Annotated in this window: 15 protein-coding genes; 9 read left to right on the forward strand and 6 right to left on the reverse strand. The window is 50.7% G+C overall.

The window, feature by feature from the left end; translation table 11 throughout:
• From JW984_04015 to JW984_04040, 6 genes are all read left to right on the forward strand, one after another.
• Window positions 1–382 (forward strand): hypothetical protein (locus tag JW984_04015; GenBank protein MBN1572344.1); only part of this gene is annotated, 382 nt, incomplete at its 5' end.
• 110 nt (window positions 383–492) lie between these two features.
• Window positions 493–744 carry a hypothetical protein gene (locus tag JW984_04020; GenBank protein MBN1572345.1) on the forward strand — a complete coding sequence of 84 codons (252 nt, stop codon included), beginning with the start codon at window positions 493–495 and terminating at the stop codon, window positions 742–744.
• A gap of 146 nt (window positions 745–890) precedes the next feature.
• Window positions 891–1,637, forward strand: a complete 747-nt coding sequence (locus JW984_04025; GenBank protein MBN1572346.1) for a hypothetical protein — start codon at window positions 891–893, stop codon at window positions 1,635–1,637.
• Between the two features lie 296 nt (window positions 1,638–1,933).
• Entirely contained in the window at window positions 1,934–2,821 is an 888-nt protein-coding gene (locus tag JW984_04030) for a M23 family metallopeptidase (GenBank protein ID MBN1572347.1), read from the forward strand.
• A 147-nt stretch (window positions 2,822–2,968) separates the two neighbouring features.
• Window positions 2,969–3,859: a peptidoglycan DD-metalloendopeptidase family protein gene (locus tag JW984_04035; protein ID MBN1572348.1), complete on the forward strand. Its 891-nt coding sequence runs from the start codon at window positions 2,969–2,971 to the stop codon at window positions 3,857–3,859.
• A gap of 53 nt (window positions 3,860–3,912) precedes the next feature.
• Window positions 3,913–4,158: a hypothetical protein gene (locus tag JW984_04040; GenBank protein MBN1572349.1), complete on the forward strand. Its 246-nt coding sequence runs from the start codon at window positions 3,913–3,915 to the stop codon at window positions 4,156–4,158.
• Between the two features lie 380 nt (window positions 4,159–4,538).
• Here the strand turns inward: JW984_04040 and JW984_04045 are convergent, their stop codons facing one another.
• From JW984_04045 to JW984_04065, 5 genes are all read right to left on the reverse strand, one after another.
• Window positions 4,539–5,285: an L-2-amino-thiazoline-4-carboxylic acid hydrolase gene (locus JW984_04045; GenBank protein ID MBN1572350.1), complete on the reverse strand. Its 747-nt coding sequence runs from the start codon at window positions 5,283–5,285 to the stop codon at window positions 4,539–4,541.
• Window positions 5,286–5,583: 298 nt separating this feature from the next.
• Window positions 5,584–6,417: a hypothetical protein gene (locus tag JW984_04050; protein ID MBN1572351.1), complete on the reverse strand. Its 834-nt coding sequence runs from the start codon at window positions 6,415–6,417 to the stop codon at window positions 5,584–5,586.
• 106 nt (window positions 6,418–6,523) lie between these two features.
• Window positions 6,524–6,694, reverse strand: coding sequence for a FeoB-associated Cys-rich membrane protein (locus JW984_04055; protein MBN1572352.1), 171 nt, complete (start codon window positions 6,692–6,694; stop codon window positions 6,524–6,526).
• 67 nt (window positions 6,695–6,761) lie between these two features.
• Window positions 6,762–9,146 carry a ferrous iron transport protein B gene (feoB, locus tag JW984_04060; protein MBN1572353.1) on the reverse strand — a complete coding sequence of 795 codons (2,385 nt, stop codon included), beginning with the start codon at window positions 9,144–9,146 and terminating at the stop codon, window positions 6,762–6,764.
• 184 nt (window positions 9,147–9,330) lie between these two features.
• A complete protein-coding gene (locus JW984_04065; GenBank protein MBN1572354.1) occupies window positions 9,331–10,035 on the reverse strand; it encodes a transcriptional repressor in 705 nt (234 codons plus the stop codon).
• A gap of 433 nt (window positions 10,036–10,468) precedes the next feature.
• On the opposite strand from JW984_04065, the gene JW984_04070 reads away from it, so the two are divergent.
• Together JW984_04070 and JW984_04075 are read left to right on the forward strand one after the other, a co-directional pair.
• Entirely contained in the window at window positions 10,469–11,143 is a 675-nt protein-coding gene (locus tag JW984_04070) for a hemolysin III family protein (GenBank protein ID MBN1572355.1), read from the forward strand.
• 267 nt (window positions 11,144–11,410) lie between these two features.
• Window positions 11,411–12,595 carry a hypothetical protein gene (locus tag JW984_04075; GenBank protein ID MBN1572356.1) on the forward strand — a complete coding sequence of 395 codons (1,185 nt, stop codon included), beginning with the start codon at window positions 11,411–11,413 and terminating at the stop codon, window positions 12,593–12,595.
• A gap of 34 nt (window positions 12,596–12,629) precedes the next feature.
• On the opposite strand, the gene JW984_04080 is transcribed toward JW984_04075, so the two are convergent.
• The gene (locus JW984_04080) at window positions 12,630–12,827 is read right to left on the reverse strand and encodes a hypothetical protein (protein MBN1572357.1); all 198 of its coding nucleotides are present in this window, start codon (window positions 12,825–12,827) and stop codon (window positions 12,630–12,632) included.
• 190 nt (window positions 12,828–13,017) lie between these two features.
• Here JW984_04080 and gap point away from each other — a divergent pair, with 190 nt between their 5' ends.
• The gene (gene gap, locus JW984_04085) at window positions 13,018–14,028 is read left to right on the forward strand and encodes a type I glyceraldehyde-3-phosphate dehydrogenase (GenBank protein MBN1572358.1); all 1,011 of its coding nucleotides are present in this window, start codon (window positions 13,018–13,020) and stop codon (window positions 14,026–14,028) included.
• Window positions 14,029–14,163: the final 135 nt, after the last annotated feature.

The raw sequence follows: 14,163 nt of genomic DNA on the forward strand, positions 1-14,163 counted from the left end.
AAAGAAACGAGATACCAAAGGAAGCCGCCTAAATCGGCGGCCCCGAGAGGACATACTGTACGGAAGGTGCTTGACTTTTACAATTAAGGAATCCATAAGCGCAGTTGAGGCGATGTTAAAAATAATTTCTGGGAGGAAAAATGAAAGTTTGGGTGATGCATTTAAGAATATTGAAAAATCCGGTAGGGTTGAAATAAATACAAACTTGCAGGAAGCCTATAAACGTATTTATGGTTGGGCCAGCAATGAAGGTATTCGCCATCCAAAGACTAAAGGTGATATTAAAATCTTTCCGGAAGATGCAAAATACATGCTCGTCTCTTGTTCCGCCTTTGTCAACTACCTTAAGGAAAAGGCGATAAGGGGGGGGATTAAGTTTTAACCTTTGTTCTTCAAATGTTTCTCCAAAAGATCCTATTGAAAATTGTCTTGTCAAATTTACTAAATAAGTATATTGTTTAGTCAAATCTGTATAACCTTTCTATTAAAAAAATGTTTCTAATAGTCATCATCATCGCATTCCTTCTCATTGTCGCCGGGCTTGCCGCCATCTTTTTCCTCGGGAGGTGCCTCCTTGAGAAGCGGGAGGGGATTCAGGAGGAGGAGGGGGAAGACATCTTTGATGCGCTTGACAGGAGGCTCGCCGCGGGGGAGATAAGAAAGGACGAGCACGAAAGGCTGTCTAACCTCGCAAGGTCGCGTCCCACGGCCGTCGGGCATGGCGCCAGAGACAAGGAAAAGTAGTCGCATTTGAGGCGGTCTTCCCCGCCCGTCCAAAGGGGCGGAGCGCTGTTTAGATAGTAGTTTTTTGATGAAACAGGTAATAAGTGAGGCTTGATATGAAATTGAAAAGATCAGATAGGACTAAAAGCTTCCGTTGGGCGGCGCTTATTGTCACGGCCATCTTTGCGCTGTCCACAAGCTCGGTAATATTGAGCGCCTGCGCAACAATGTCGCCCGCGATAGGCTCCGGTGACCTGAATAAGCTCAAATCCGCCTATATCATGGCTGTGGCCGACGCCGAGACGGCGGAGCCAAGCGAGATATCCACAAACCTCGTCCCTATCGTCGAGACGAACAAGAACCTCGTCTGGCGCGGGGAGCCGGGAAAGAGGGAGCTTCTGGTCGTGACATGGACGTCCTGGAACGGCTACGATGTGCTGGTGGGAAAGAAGATGGTCCTGACGAGGGAGATCTGGGTGACTACCGTCCCGGAGCTGAAAGAATTCTCCAGAGAAAACCGCCTCGGTAGATTGGCGCCGGAGGCCCTTACCTTGAGGCTCGAAGGGCTTATGGGGCTTCCGCCGAATAACGGAAAGGACAGGTTTGTGGAGATATGGGTCTCCCCCGAAGACCTTTTTCGCCCCAGCCCCGACCCGGAGGTCACGGATATGGAGGCGGAGCTCGACTTCCCGGGGCCGAAGCGGCTCGTCACGATCTCGAAAAAACATATCCTCTGGTTCAACGACCTCAGGTCGAAGTCGTACGGCGAGGGTGGATACCCGTGGACGAGACTCGGCTACACCTACGACTGGGGAAGCAAAGAGGGCGAGGTGGGCCTGAGCGAGTTTGTCATAATGGAGGGGGCAGAGGTCACGATCAACTCGGTAACCAAGACCTCCGACTACTGTAAGTAGACATTTGCCAATCCACGAGGGGCAAAAAGGCCGGGATTTCCGAAAAAAGCTCCTTTCTGTCGCCCGAAAATGCGTTTTTCGGCGACAAAAGAGGGAAATCAGGGCCTTTTCCCCTTTTTTCATCAGTGTAAAATAATTAAATTTATATAATATTATTGACATTAGCTCAATTTAATGATAGATTCCAAACTCGCCTTCTTTGTTTTTAGCCTCCGTAACACTATTTTCATTTCGAGTTCGATATTTGGTTCGGTATTTGATATTTAGCTATGAATTATCGAAGTTATTATACCATTATGATAGTTACGGACGGGGCTGAGAGTCTGAGCAGATTTAAGATATCGTCCATATCCCTGAATATCATGATTTTTCTATTCATCGCCTCATTTATCCTCTCCGGCGTCCTCGCCGTGAGCTACGTGAAAATGCACATGGAGTCTAAGAAGTTGGCGTATCTCGAGGAGGAGACGGAGGTTCAGGAGAGACAAATAAAGGAGTTCGAGAGCACCTTCGCCGACCTGTCAACCCGACTGAACGGGTTGAAGGCCCTGAATGACAAGCTTTGCGATATGGCGGACGTGAAGGTATACTCGGGGGGATACGAGATGTTCGGCATAGGCGGCCCCCTTGTTGATGAAGAGGGAGAGTCAAAAACCGACAAGGACGATTTCGGCTCTTTCACGGATAAAATCAGCAATGATATTGATAGACTCCAGAAGAAATCGGAGACGCAGGGAAAGAGCCTCCAGGAGCTCTACAGCTTCCTCGAGGGGCAGCAGAACCGCCTCGATTCCACCCCCTCGATTCTGCCTACGAGGGGTATCTACAACGTAAAGGGCTTCGGTTTCAGGAAAGACCCGATCACCGGCAAGCTGAGAATGCACAACGGCGTCGATATAATCAACAAGGCCGGTACCCCGATATTTGCGCCGGCGGTGGGAGTCGTATCCTTTACGGGAATCAGGACCGGTTACGGCAAATACGTCATCATAGATCACGGCTACGGAATCTCCACCGGCTACGGCCATCTTGAAAACATCCTTGTTGACGAGGGGGACAGGGTAAAGCGCGGGCAAAAGATCGCCCTCATGGGAAACACCGGGCGCTCAATCGGCACCCACCTCCACTACGAGGTAAGAATAAACGATGTGCCGATAAATCCGCTCCTCTTTGTCTTGAACTGAAAAATTGAGAGTGGTGAGTGCAAGTTTTTTTATATGACAGGAGATGTTGTCCATAATCTTCGATCGATATGTTAAGTATTTGTGTTGATAAACGGTTTTCGTAAGGCGGCTTTATACTAAAATCCTAAATTGGGATAGATTTTAATCATGGTAAGAAAAAAACATTATACCGTTATAATAGTCCCGGAAAGGGCCTCGACCCTTTTCAAGCTGAAATTCTCCAACCACTCTCTATATATTCTTACGGCTTTAATCCTTGCGACTTTTATAATATCGGGATATATGTTTTACAACTATATAGATGTTCGATCCAGATATGTTGAAATGGGAGACCTCTCCGAACAGAACAGACAGCTGAAGGAGGAGCTCAAAGGATTTGAGAAGACCTATGAAACCCTCTCGGCGAGAATGGATAAGATAAAGGGATTCGACGAGAAGATTAGAGATCTCGCCGACATCGATGAGTACACCGAAGAGAAGACCCTCTTCGGCATCGGGGGTCCCATCCCCGGAGGGAAGGAGAAATCTTCCCTCGACGATAGAACGTCCGCCCTCTTCGATGAGCTGAACAGCGAGATCGAAAGGCTCAGTGAGGTGGCAAATCACGAGGAGCAAAGCCTGAACGAGCTTCTGAGCTTCCTGGAAGAGCAGGAAAACCTCCTTGCCTCCACGCCCTCCATCTGGCCGACCCGGGGATTTGTCACATCCGGCTTCGGGTTTCGCGGAAGGAGGATGCACGAGGGGCTCGACATAGCAAACAGGGTCGGTACCAGAATTAACGCCTCGGCGGACGGCATCGTTATATTTGCCGGCATCAGAAGCGGCTACGGCAAATTCCTGATAATAGATCACGGCTACGGCATCTCAACCTGTTACGGTCACCTCAACAGCATAGACGCCAGAGAGGGTCAAAGACTCAAAAGAGGGGAGAGGTTGGGCACAATTGGAAACACGGGGCGGAGCACCGGCCCCCACCTCCACTATGAGGTCAGGATAAACGGCGTTCCCGTGAATCCGGTCAACTACATTCTAAACTAATCGGTCGGGATCTAAATTGTGGTAGGGAGAGAGGGAGAGGGAGATTTTTTTATTTGATCGACGAGGGTGGCGGGGATAAACGAAAATTCCCTTTTTCTGATTTATCAAGGGGGCAGGGGATAGAAAGTAGGGAGTTAAGGAGATTTTTTTATTTAATCGATGTGGAGAGATGGGTAGGGGGGGGTGGGCAGGGGAAATCAGGATTTCAGTTTTCTGATTTATTAAGGGGGAGGGAAAGAGGGTGTTGCCGGTTCGATGATGCGGGGAAGTGGACAGACGGGTTGAATGAGAGTAAGTGAGCAAGGGGGCAGTGGGCAGGGCTTTGTTCTTGGGGTCTTCAATTCATCGAGTGAAGGGGGAGGGGGGATGTCTTGTAGATTCGATCAATAGGGGGGATGAGATGGGGAGCGCCCGCTTTTCTATTGCAGTGCCTTTATAAAAAAGCGAAAAACCCCTTAATTGTAAAGACCTTTCAATCCGCTGATCTTCCATGGGCGTGATTAATCAATAATTGCCTTCCTCCTTTAAGGAAATAACTTATCTTCACAATATCATAAAGTCAGGGTATCTATATTGTCTAAAAGAAATGGGGACACCGGCGGGTGAGATAGGGCCGATGTCCCCTTTTTATATTAGTAAGTCGATTTGTTCCGTCAAAAAGAGGCGGGCGAAAGTATTATCAGCCTTTCCATTCTGGAAGTGCTTCCGGCGGCCAACCATCAGCGGTCTCTCCCCCTTTCTTGAATCTAAAATCACATACGGGACCGCCTGACGCTAGGGTAGACGTGCGATAAAAGCCCGTAAAAAGGCTCTTGCATACACAATAATCGGTGATGCAGAGATACGGCGTGAACTCCTCAATCCCTAAAGATTGGAAGAACTTTAAAATTCCGCATTCCTTGATGTCCAATCCATAGTCGAAACTCTCCCCGTCCCCCCCCACATAATCGTATACAAAGCCCTTGGGGTAAATTCCGCTTTTAGACTCCGAAACGCCTCCCTCGTATCTTTTTTTGACAAAGGGCGAAAAACTCCACGCTCCCATTAACCATCTGATGGATCTAGGGAGGGTATTGAGATAATACTCGAAGGACCTGTACAGCGTCAAACCGATGTCCCGCAGCGGTATCCCGCTGCGGTTCATAGCTTGGTAAAACGAGACGGCGTATGCGGAAAGGACCATCTCCCTGATAAAGGGGCTCTTTTTGCCGCCGACATCGGGTATTTTTGGGATGATCTCTTCAAGCTCCAACAGCAGCTGCGGTATTAGGGTTTCCGCAAATTCGCCTCCAAATTGAGACTCGATGTAAGGATACATCTTTTTTAACATCGAATTGAATTGCCCGACAATACTTCTCTTCCTCTTTAGGTAGTACTTGTCTTCGCCGTTCATTCTGACGTCTTTTTGGATTTCGTCAGTTTCCATGGTTTTTCCTTAATAACCTTTTGTATTGACACCTTGAGATGCTTGAAAAACTTTTATTGTAGCAAAATCACTTTACCAAATTCCACCTCATTAAGCTCTGTTGAAGGTTTTTAGTCTATAACAGCGTTTGCTCTTTTCAAGGCAGACCTAGGATGAACAATGTCCCAGGGAAGGGAATCGAAACAAAATGTTTGTCTCATATAACGATGAGGGGGACACCGGCAGAGGAGATAGGTAAAGTGCCCCCTTTTCAATGTTATATGTTCAGATAGAGCATGCAATTTTCAATTCAACTTCACTATGCGACCATCTCCCGCCAAGGCACCAAGTCCCAGTCCACATCCTCTCCCGACCCCGATAGCTTTAAGACCACAATCCTCGTGTCACCGCCCAGGGGGGAGTCGACCTCTTTACATTTTACCGAAAGGCTCTCCTTTTTCGCCAGGCTCTCTCCTATCCCCTCGATCTGGTTTTTGAGTATTGTAAGGGACGCCTTATCGCCGCCCACCTCGGCCTCGTATATTCCTTTCATAACAAATACGACAACGCGATCCTCTGCCTTCATAAAAAGTTCCAGCTTCCCCCAGCCCAGCGTCCTGAAATTTTGGGGCATTATTCCGCCCATGCTCGAAATGACCTTATCCATTGAATCCCAGTTAAAGGCCTTGCCCACCGAATTGGCAAACTCCCTTCCGGCCTTTCGGGACGCCTGCCCTATGATGGCGTTGGCTCCCCTCTCCGTAAGGGCCTTTTCCGCCGATGACTTGAACGCCCCGATGGTCTTCAGGGGCCACAGCTTGGTTTTGAGGAAATTTCCATATTTCATATTCCTGCTCTTGCCGTCCCACTCAAGCTCGGCCGGTTTATTATTGATTTCTTCAAACGGTGACAGAAATTGGTCCATTTTATCCTCGAAGGAGCGCCAGTTCAGGCCGTTTGACTCGGAATAGTCGATTCCGATGGATAAGGCCATATCCTTGATCACCATCTTCTCCAGCGCCGTGCCCCCCGATTTCGTAAGCTCCTCTATAAAACCCCTGATGAAACCCTCGGCGTACATTACCAGTCTCCCGAAGTTTGATTCGATAATACCGTTATCAGGGTCCCACTTTATCCATTTTTGCTCCGTCATCTTATCCTCCAATATATAATATTTAAGCTCAAAGGCGGCACTAATAAATTCACAGCTTTCCCTCTATTCTATAGACGCTTTTAAGCCCGTGATTATTTTATTGCCTTCACTTTTTTTCGCACCCTTCGCCCTTCACATACATGGCGCAGTTTCCCGACATCGGGCACGAGCCGCAGCCGCTTGCGCCGTCTTTTAATGAGAGGGCCTTGACTATCCTTCGGATAATGTAGAAGGAAGCCAATAGCACCACGGAAAAAACAATAATTATATCCCACATCTTACAATCCCTCCTCTTTAAAAATTACTGACCCGTCCCTGTCTCCGATGATGAGGGGCGCTCTCGATTAGAGCTCCAGGACCAGCCTTCCCCCCTGCCAGATGGTGAAGCAGACGATCCAAGCCAAAACTAAGGTGTAAAGGACCAAAAATCCGGCCCATCCCCAGCTCCCCGACTCCTGCTTCACCACTGCCACCGTGGCCATGCAGGGCGTCGACAGGAGGGAAAAGACCATGACGACAATTGCGAGGAGGATCCCCGCCCTTCCCGCAAAGAGGGGGTCGTCTCTCACCGACTGGATGAGGGCCTTGCTCTCCGCCCCGACTTCCCCGCCGAGGGAGTAGAGCGTTCCCATCGCCGCCACGAACACCTCCTTTGCCGCAAAGGACGCAACCATAGCAACGGAAAGCCGCCAGTCCATCCCCAGCGGCCTAAATACAGGCTCTATCCCCCTGCCTACCTTGCCGCCGTAGGAGAGGGAGAAGAGCTCCATCGCCTCTTTGTTGTCGATCTCCTCGATGTCGGGGAGGTACTTTTCCCTGTAGACGGAAACCGCATCGAACAGGTCGGGACTTTCCGCCTTGAGTACCGACAGCTCTTTGTCGAGGGTATCCTTTGCCGATTTGTATCCCTCGTCCCCCTCCTCGAATCCCCCCTCCTCGACCGCCTTGTCGAATTCGGCGTAAGGCAGGTATTTGTCGTAAAGATCGCCCCCCTCTTCGAGGGCGCCCGGCTTGAATCCGGTCTCCTGTACAAACTCGGTCTTTCTATTTTCCCTCAGCTTGTCGTAGTCGACCTTTGTATCGGGATTTCTGGGGAAGGTGAAGAGAAACCAGATGACTATCGATATGGCGAGGATGATCGTCCCCGCCTTCTGGACATAGTGCTTCGAACGATCCCACATCTGCACGAAAATCTCCTTCAGCGTCGGAATCCTGTAGGGTGGAAGCTCGATTACGAGGGGCGGGGACTCCCCTTTTAATATCGTGGCCTTGAATATAAGGGCCATCACCATCGCCACCAGGATTCCCCCGAAGTAGAGGGAGAAGAGCGTGAATCCCTGGGCGTCGATCAGCCCCCCGAATATCTTCTTCTGCGGTATCAGGGCCGAGATCATAAGTGTGTAGACGGGGAGTCTGGCCGAGCAGGACATAAGGGGGGCCAGGAGCATCGTGACAAGCCTCCCCTTTTCCGACTCGATCGTCCTCGTCGCCATTATCCCGGGGATGGCGCAGGCGAAGGACGAGAGGAGCGGGACGAAGGCCTTCCCGTTCAGCCCGAACTTCTCCATGACCCTGTCCATGATGAACGCCGCCCTGGCCATGTAGCCGGAGCCCTCCAAAAGCGCGATGAAGAAAAAGAGGAAGAGTATCTGGGGGAGAAAAATAAGGACCCCCCCCACGCCCCCGATGATCCCGTCGACAACAAGGCTCTGGATCAATCCCTCCGGGATTATGAGTGCGGCGACGCTCCCCATCCATCCGAAAAAGGCGTCGATTAAATCCATAAAGGGGCCCGCCCATTTGAAGACGCCCTGAAAGACTATGTACATCACGCCGACGAATATCGGAATCCCGAGGAGGTTATTCAGGAGAACCTTGTCGATCTTGTCGGACACGATTATGTGATCCTCTCTGATGTGTCTTACCGCCTTCTTCATCGTGCCCTTGATAAATCCGTAGCGTCCCTCGGCTATCAGGTTTACCGAGTCCTCCTTGAGAACCTTCAGCAGGTTTTCCCTGCTCCCTTCAAGGGCGGTCTCTATCTCCTCCCATTTTTCATCTTCCGACAGCCTCTTTTCCACCTCTGTGTCGTGCTCCAGGAGCTTTACCGCGAGCCACTGGGGGGAGAATCCTGATTCCGAAAGGGACGACTTTTCTATGATCTCCGCGAGCCTCGCTATCTCCTCTTCCACCCTGTCTTCATAATATATCTTGCTCGGAGTCGACTCGATCTTTCCCTCGGCGACCATAACGATCGTCCGCTTGAGCTGATCCAAGCCCGTCTTCTTGTTGCCGATTGTTTTCACTATCGGAATGCCAAGGAGCCCGGAGAGCTCTTCAACATTAATCTCGATCCCCCTCAGCTCCGCAAGGTCTGTCATGTTGAAGGCCAGGATCAGTGGAACGTTCATCTCCATAAGCTGAACGGCGAGGTAGAGGCTCCGCTCGAGGTTCGAGGAGTCGATGATGTCGACCACCATGTCCGGCTTTTCCTCGACTATGAAATTCCTCGCCACTAACTCCTCGAGGGAATAGGCGGTAAGGCTGTATGTCCCCGGAAGGTCGATGAAATTTACCTCCCTCCCCTCGATTTTTATCTTTCCCTCCTTCTTCTCCACTGTAATGCCGGGGTAGTTCCCCACCATATGTCTCGAACCCGTCAGGGCGTTGAAGATGGTGGTTTTTCCGCTGTTTGGGTTTCCGGCTATCGCCACATTAATAACGCTCATTCCATATTCCTTTTCATGATAGAATCCATATTATTAAACCCGATTATCCTTCAATCGACAGCCTGCGTCAACTTCCACACATGTAACCCTTCAAAATCGGTGTGCCATTTTTTATTACGATACTATCTCTAATAAAGTTAGACATGCCTAACTCAAACGACAAAAAAAATCTCCTAAGTGTTCCCTAAAAGTGGTTTACCAGGACCCACACCTTTCTCGAAAGCATGTGGCCCAGGGCGATTCGGCTCCCGTCCACTGCGATGATTGTGGGGCCGGGCCTGCCCGCGTTTAACACCTCGACCTCCTTTCCGACTGAGAGCCCCATTGAGAGAAGGCGGTTCTTCAGCCTGTGTCCCCCCATGAATCTCTCTATTCTCACCCTCTCCCCCGGATTTGCGTCGCTGAGGCGGATGAACTTCTCTCTCTCCCCCTGGCATTTATCGCAGAGTCCGTACATGGTCAGGCTGTGTTTGAGGGGCAAAAACCCGTGGTATGCGGCCACACTATTCTGCAGATGCTCTATATCGGCGTCTTCAAATTCGAGTATCTTCCCGCACTTGACGCAGATCATGTGATCGTGGTGTTTTCCGAGATGAAGGTGCTCGTAGAGAACGTTCCCGTCCTGATTTTCGACCTTTTCTGCAAGGCCGTATCGCTCAAAAATATCCATGTAATCGGAGATCTTCTGGGGAGTAAGAAAAAGGCCTGCGGCCTGAGACATCTCATGCAGCTTGTTAAGCGAGAGGTGATTTTCCGAATCCAAAAATAGATCGAGGAGCTTGAACCGCTCTTCGGGATTTTCAAGGCCGTCTTCTGAAAAAACGGTGTAGAACTTGTTTATGATCTCTTCTCTCTCCCTCTTTTCGTTATGGTTCCTTCTTACGGCCATATCCTAATTACCTTGTTAAAACCTATTTGACCCATCCCCGCTTTTGTACCGTGCCCGCCTTTTACCCCGTCCCCCGTCCCCGTTTTTGCCCCACTCCCTCTTTTTGCCCTTCGCCTGCCTCCTTCCCCGTCCCCGCTTTTGCCCCATCCCCTCTTTTGCCCAACCCACGGGTATTCGATGCATATAACATTATTAGGCAAGACTAACAATATTATTATATATAGCGGAGGGTTTGTTGTCAAGAAAAAAAAGAAGGGGGTTGAAAAAATATTACTCCTTTTTCCCTTGACATTCAGGTCAAAATAGATAGATTAGATAAAATAGTAAAATTCCGATCGGCCTTGCTGCCGATGGCTGGACAGTATTTTAAATACAAAAGCTGCTATATTTAAAACGGTTCGAAAACGGTGAAAGATAGTAGGAAAGTTCTAAAATGAGCGGTGAATCGGATAAATCGAGGGAAGTTTCAGGGTCGACGGATCAGACCATAGGGGAGGAGATCGCAAACAGCATCACCCACGGGATCGGGGTTGCCCTCTCCATAGCGGGACTGGTGCTTCTGGTAGTCTTTTCGAGCCTCTACGGCGACGCATGGCGGGTCGTCACTTTTTCAATCTACGGAGCCACGCTGATAATTCTCTACCTCGCCTCGACCCTCTACCACGGCTTCACAAATCCAAAAGTCAAGCATTTTTTCAGGGTTATGGACCATGCGTCTATTTACCTTTTAATAGCAGGATCCTATACGCCCATAACCCTTACCGTAATGCGTGGTCCCTGGGGCTGGACCCTTTTCGGCCTCATCTGGGGGATGGCTATAGCTGGGATAATCACGAAGTTCTTCATAATAAACAAGCTCAAAATTCTCTCCGTATTATTTTACATCGCTATGGGGTGGCTCGTCGTAATAGCCATCAAGCCGATGCTCATAATGGCCCCCAAGGGATTGATAGTCTGGCTCGTCATAGGAGGGCTGAGCTACACCTTTGGTATAATCTTCTACGCCCTGGATAAGATGCCCTATAGTCACACCATATGGCACCTCTTCGTGATGGGGGGGAGCATTTCCCACTTTTTCGGGATGTTTTTCAACCTGACAAGGGTTTAACTCGAAAGACGCTGCCCCGGATTCTCTCTTCCCTTCCGATTCTCCAGTTTATATTTCTTTTAGCCTTTAAGGTCAACGTGTGTATTCAGCCTGATTTCCTTAGTATAAATTTGATCCTACGGTTTGATCTTTGACTCGAGCAATATTTGTCCGATTCTTTTTGCGCGCACGGGCCTGTTGATATACCTGAAATTCTTTTTGATGATTTAACCTTTCCCCTTCTTTTCAGTCTAATATTCACAGAATATTTTTTGATGGGGGAGCGAAATGAATATAAATAAGCTTATCGTTCTGTCGGCGGTCATCGTTTTTTTTATTGCGGCGGTCGCCTCCGATGCCGTGATGGACAAGAAAAAGGGGGAAGATTCGGTCCGGATTACGATACTGGACAGGAACTCGTCCGATGTGGAGTGGTCGCCTGGCGGGGATTTTATCGTCTACTCCAGGGCCAGCTTTCATGACGGTTATCACGACGTCTGGATCATTCGGCCGAACGGCTCCGACCGCCGCTGTCTGACGTGCGGCAACGGATTTCCGAAAAGGCAGAACGGCGGCGCGGCGCTCCACCCATCCGGGGAATATTTCGTATTTACCGCCCAGAACGAGGACGCCGTGGGCGAAAAGGCCGATGCATTTGCAAAGCCGGGGACGGGGCTAAACTGCAACCTCTGGGCCGCGGGAATCGACGGCGACTTCGTCGTCAGGCTAACCGATATCGAGACAAATCTCAAGAGGTCCCGGGGGGTGATTCACCCGCAGTTCAGTCACGACGGGAAGAAGCTCCTCTGGACGGAGTCGCTGGGGAGGGGTTACGGTAAGGGGGGCAAGGAGTGGGGCGAGTGGGCCCTCAAGATCGGAGAGATCGGCTTCGAGGACGGTAAGGTCGTGATCAAGAACGTGACGACGCTGACCCCCGGCAATTTCAGGAGCTTCTACGAGAGCCACGGCTTCTCGCCCGATGACTCCAGAGTGCTCTTTTCCGGAAACCTTATTCCTAAACAACCCCTGAACGGACTCGATATTTACGAGCTTGAGCTTGACGGCAATATCCTCAGGAGGCTGACCCCCACGGCCGAGGACTGGGACGAGCACGCTCACTACTCGCCCGGGGGAGACCTCATCGTCTGGATGTCCGGCGAGGGACTCGATGTGGAGTTCGACTCGGTTAGCGGCCATACCTGGCGGAGATACGTTAAGACGGAGCTGTGGGCCATGAATCCGGACGGGAGCGGAAGGAGACCGATAACCTTCTTCAACGAGTCGGAAAGCAACGACTCGAGATGGTTTAGGGAGAACGTCTGCGACACGGAGAGGGTTGTCGTCTCGGACAGCTCATTTTCCCCGGACGGGGAGCGGCTCGCCGCGACGATCGCCTACGAGGGGCCGAATATGGGGGGATCGGGGAGCATCCGCTCTGTCCTTGCAGTGATTTACCTTGAAGGACGGCTCTGAAGGGGGCGCCGATCGATGAGTTCCCCTTCGTCGCTCACTCATTAAGACCCTCGATCTCGTCGTAATACTCGACGAAGTCACAGTAATGGATCAGCATCTCCAAGGTGTCGATCCTCATCATCCTGCTTGCAGCCTCATTGAGTGAGAGTCTGCCGTCAAAGTATCGCTTCACCAGGTTTGTCTTTGCGACGAAGATGAGTAGCTGCGCCTCGTTTCTGAAAAGATCCTCCATTATTTCTCCAAACGTTTGCGTTATCTTAAAAAACATTTTTGAGCCTATGCTCAACTTTGAGACTCGATCTTACCGTTCATATTATCTCCCTCCCGAAAAAAGTATCTAAAATATTAATTTGTGATATATTAAACGAATACAAAATCGCATTATCTGAAGTTTCCTTAAAAAAGTTTAAAGGGGTATCATTATGACAAGGATTGCCATAAACGGGCTTGGGCGAATCGGGAAGCTCGTCCTTCGCCACTATATTCAGGACGATCCGGAGGGGATAGAGATCGTTGCGGCAAACGACCTGACACCGATTGAAGAGCTCGCATACCTGGTCGAGTACGACTCCGTACACAGGAGGGCAAGCTTCGGCGTCGGAAACGAGGGCGACAGTCTTATCCTCGGCTCCAAGAAGATCGAGGTCACAAACGAGACGGACCCCGAGAAACTCCCCTGGGGGAAGATGGGGGTGGATATCGTTCTGGAGTGCACGGGGCGCTTCAGGAGGAGGGAGGATGCGGCAAAACATATCACCGCCGGCGCCAGAAAGGTGGTCATAAGCGCGCCATCGGAGTCGGCCGACCTGACCGTGGTCATGGGGGTGAACGAGAGCCTCTACGACAACGGCAAGCATGATATTATCTCCAACGCCTCGTGCACGACCAACTCCCTCGCCCCGCCGGTCAAGGTCTTGAACGACGCCTTCGGGATCGAGTACCTGATGGTAACCACGATCCACGCCTACACCGCGAGCCAGGCGCTGGTGGACAAGGCCACCGCCTCCCTTAAGAGGACGAGGGGGAGGGCCGCGGCGGTATCCCTTATTCCCACGTCGACCGGGGCGGCCAAGGCCACGGCCCTTGTCATCCCGGAGCTCGACGGGAAGATGGACGCCATAGCGGTCAGGACGCCCGTCCCGGACGGGGCGCTGACCGACATCGTTGCGCACCTGAAAAAGGACGTTACGGTGGAGGGCGTAAACGGCGAGCTCAAGAGGGCGGCCGAGGGGCCGATGAAAAAGATCATCGAGTTCAACGAGGACCAGATAGTCTCGGCGGATATTCTGGGGAACTCCCACTCCGCCATCGTGGACGCCCCGTCGACTAGGGTGATAATGAACAGGGTGGTAAAGCTCCTCGTCTGGTACGACAACGAGTACGGCTACGCGGGGAGGCTCCTCGACCTGGCAAAGTACATCGCTGGGAGGTGAGCGCAGATTTTGTAGGTTTACTCCATTTCTGTTTTGTAAATTGATGTAACTTCTGTTGAGATAGCGAAAGTTCTCGGAAGTAATATTAATATGTCAGATATTTGGAGTTCGACGGCAAAAATCCTTCGGCGAACT

The sequence above is a fragment of the Candidatus Zymogenus saltonus genome (genome assembly GCA_016929395.1).
Classification (GTDB): Bacteria; Desulfobacterota; Zymogenia; order Zymogenales; family Zymogenaceae; genus Zymogenus; species Zymogenus saltonus.

Coding starts and splice junctions, on each gene's coding strand:
- JW984_04020 (MBN1572345.1), top strand. CDS start 493: ATGTTTCTAATAGTCATCATCATCGCATTCCTTCTCATTGTCGCCGGG.
- JW984_04030 (MBN1572347.1), top strand. CDS start 1,934: ATGATAGTTACGGACGGGGCTGAGAGTCTGAGCAGATTTAAGATATCG.
- JW984_04035 (MBN1572348.1), top strand. CDS start 2,969: ATGGTAAGAAAAAAACATTATACCGTTATAATAGTCCCGGAAAGGGCC.
- JW984_04045 (MBN1572350.1), bottom strand. CDS start 5,285: ATGGAAACTGACGAAATCCAAAAAGACGTCAGAATGAACGGCGAAGAC.
- JW984_04050 (MBN1572351.1), bottom strand. CDS start 6,417: ATGACGGAGCAAAAATGGATAAAGTGGGACCCTGATAACGGTATTATC.
- JW984_04055 (MBN1572352.1), bottom strand. CDS start 6,694: ATGTGGGATATAATTATTGTTTTTTCCGTGGTGCTATTGGCTTCCTTC.
- feoB (MBN1572353.1), bottom strand. CDS start 9,146: ATGAGCGTTATTAATGTGGCGATAGCCGGAAACCCAAACAGCGGAAAA.
- JW984_04065 (MBN1572354.1), bottom strand. CDS start 10,035: ATGGCCGTAAGAAGGAACCATAACGAAAAGAGGGAGAGAGAAGAGATC.
- JW984_04070 (MBN1572355.1), top strand. CDS start 10,469: ATGAGCGGTGAATCGGATAAATCGAGGGAAGTTTCAGGGTCGACGGAT.
- JW984_04075 (MBN1572356.1), top strand. CDS start 11,411: ATGAATATAAATAAGCTTATCGTTCTGTCGGCGGTCATCGTTTTTTTT.
- JW984_04080 (MBN1572357.1), bottom strand. CDS start 12,827: ATGGAGGATCTTTTCAGAAACGAGGCGCAGCTACTCATCTTCGTCGCA.
- gap (MBN1572358.1), top strand. CDS start 13,018: ATGACAAGGATTGCCATAAACGGGCTTGGGCGAATCGGGAAGCTCGTC.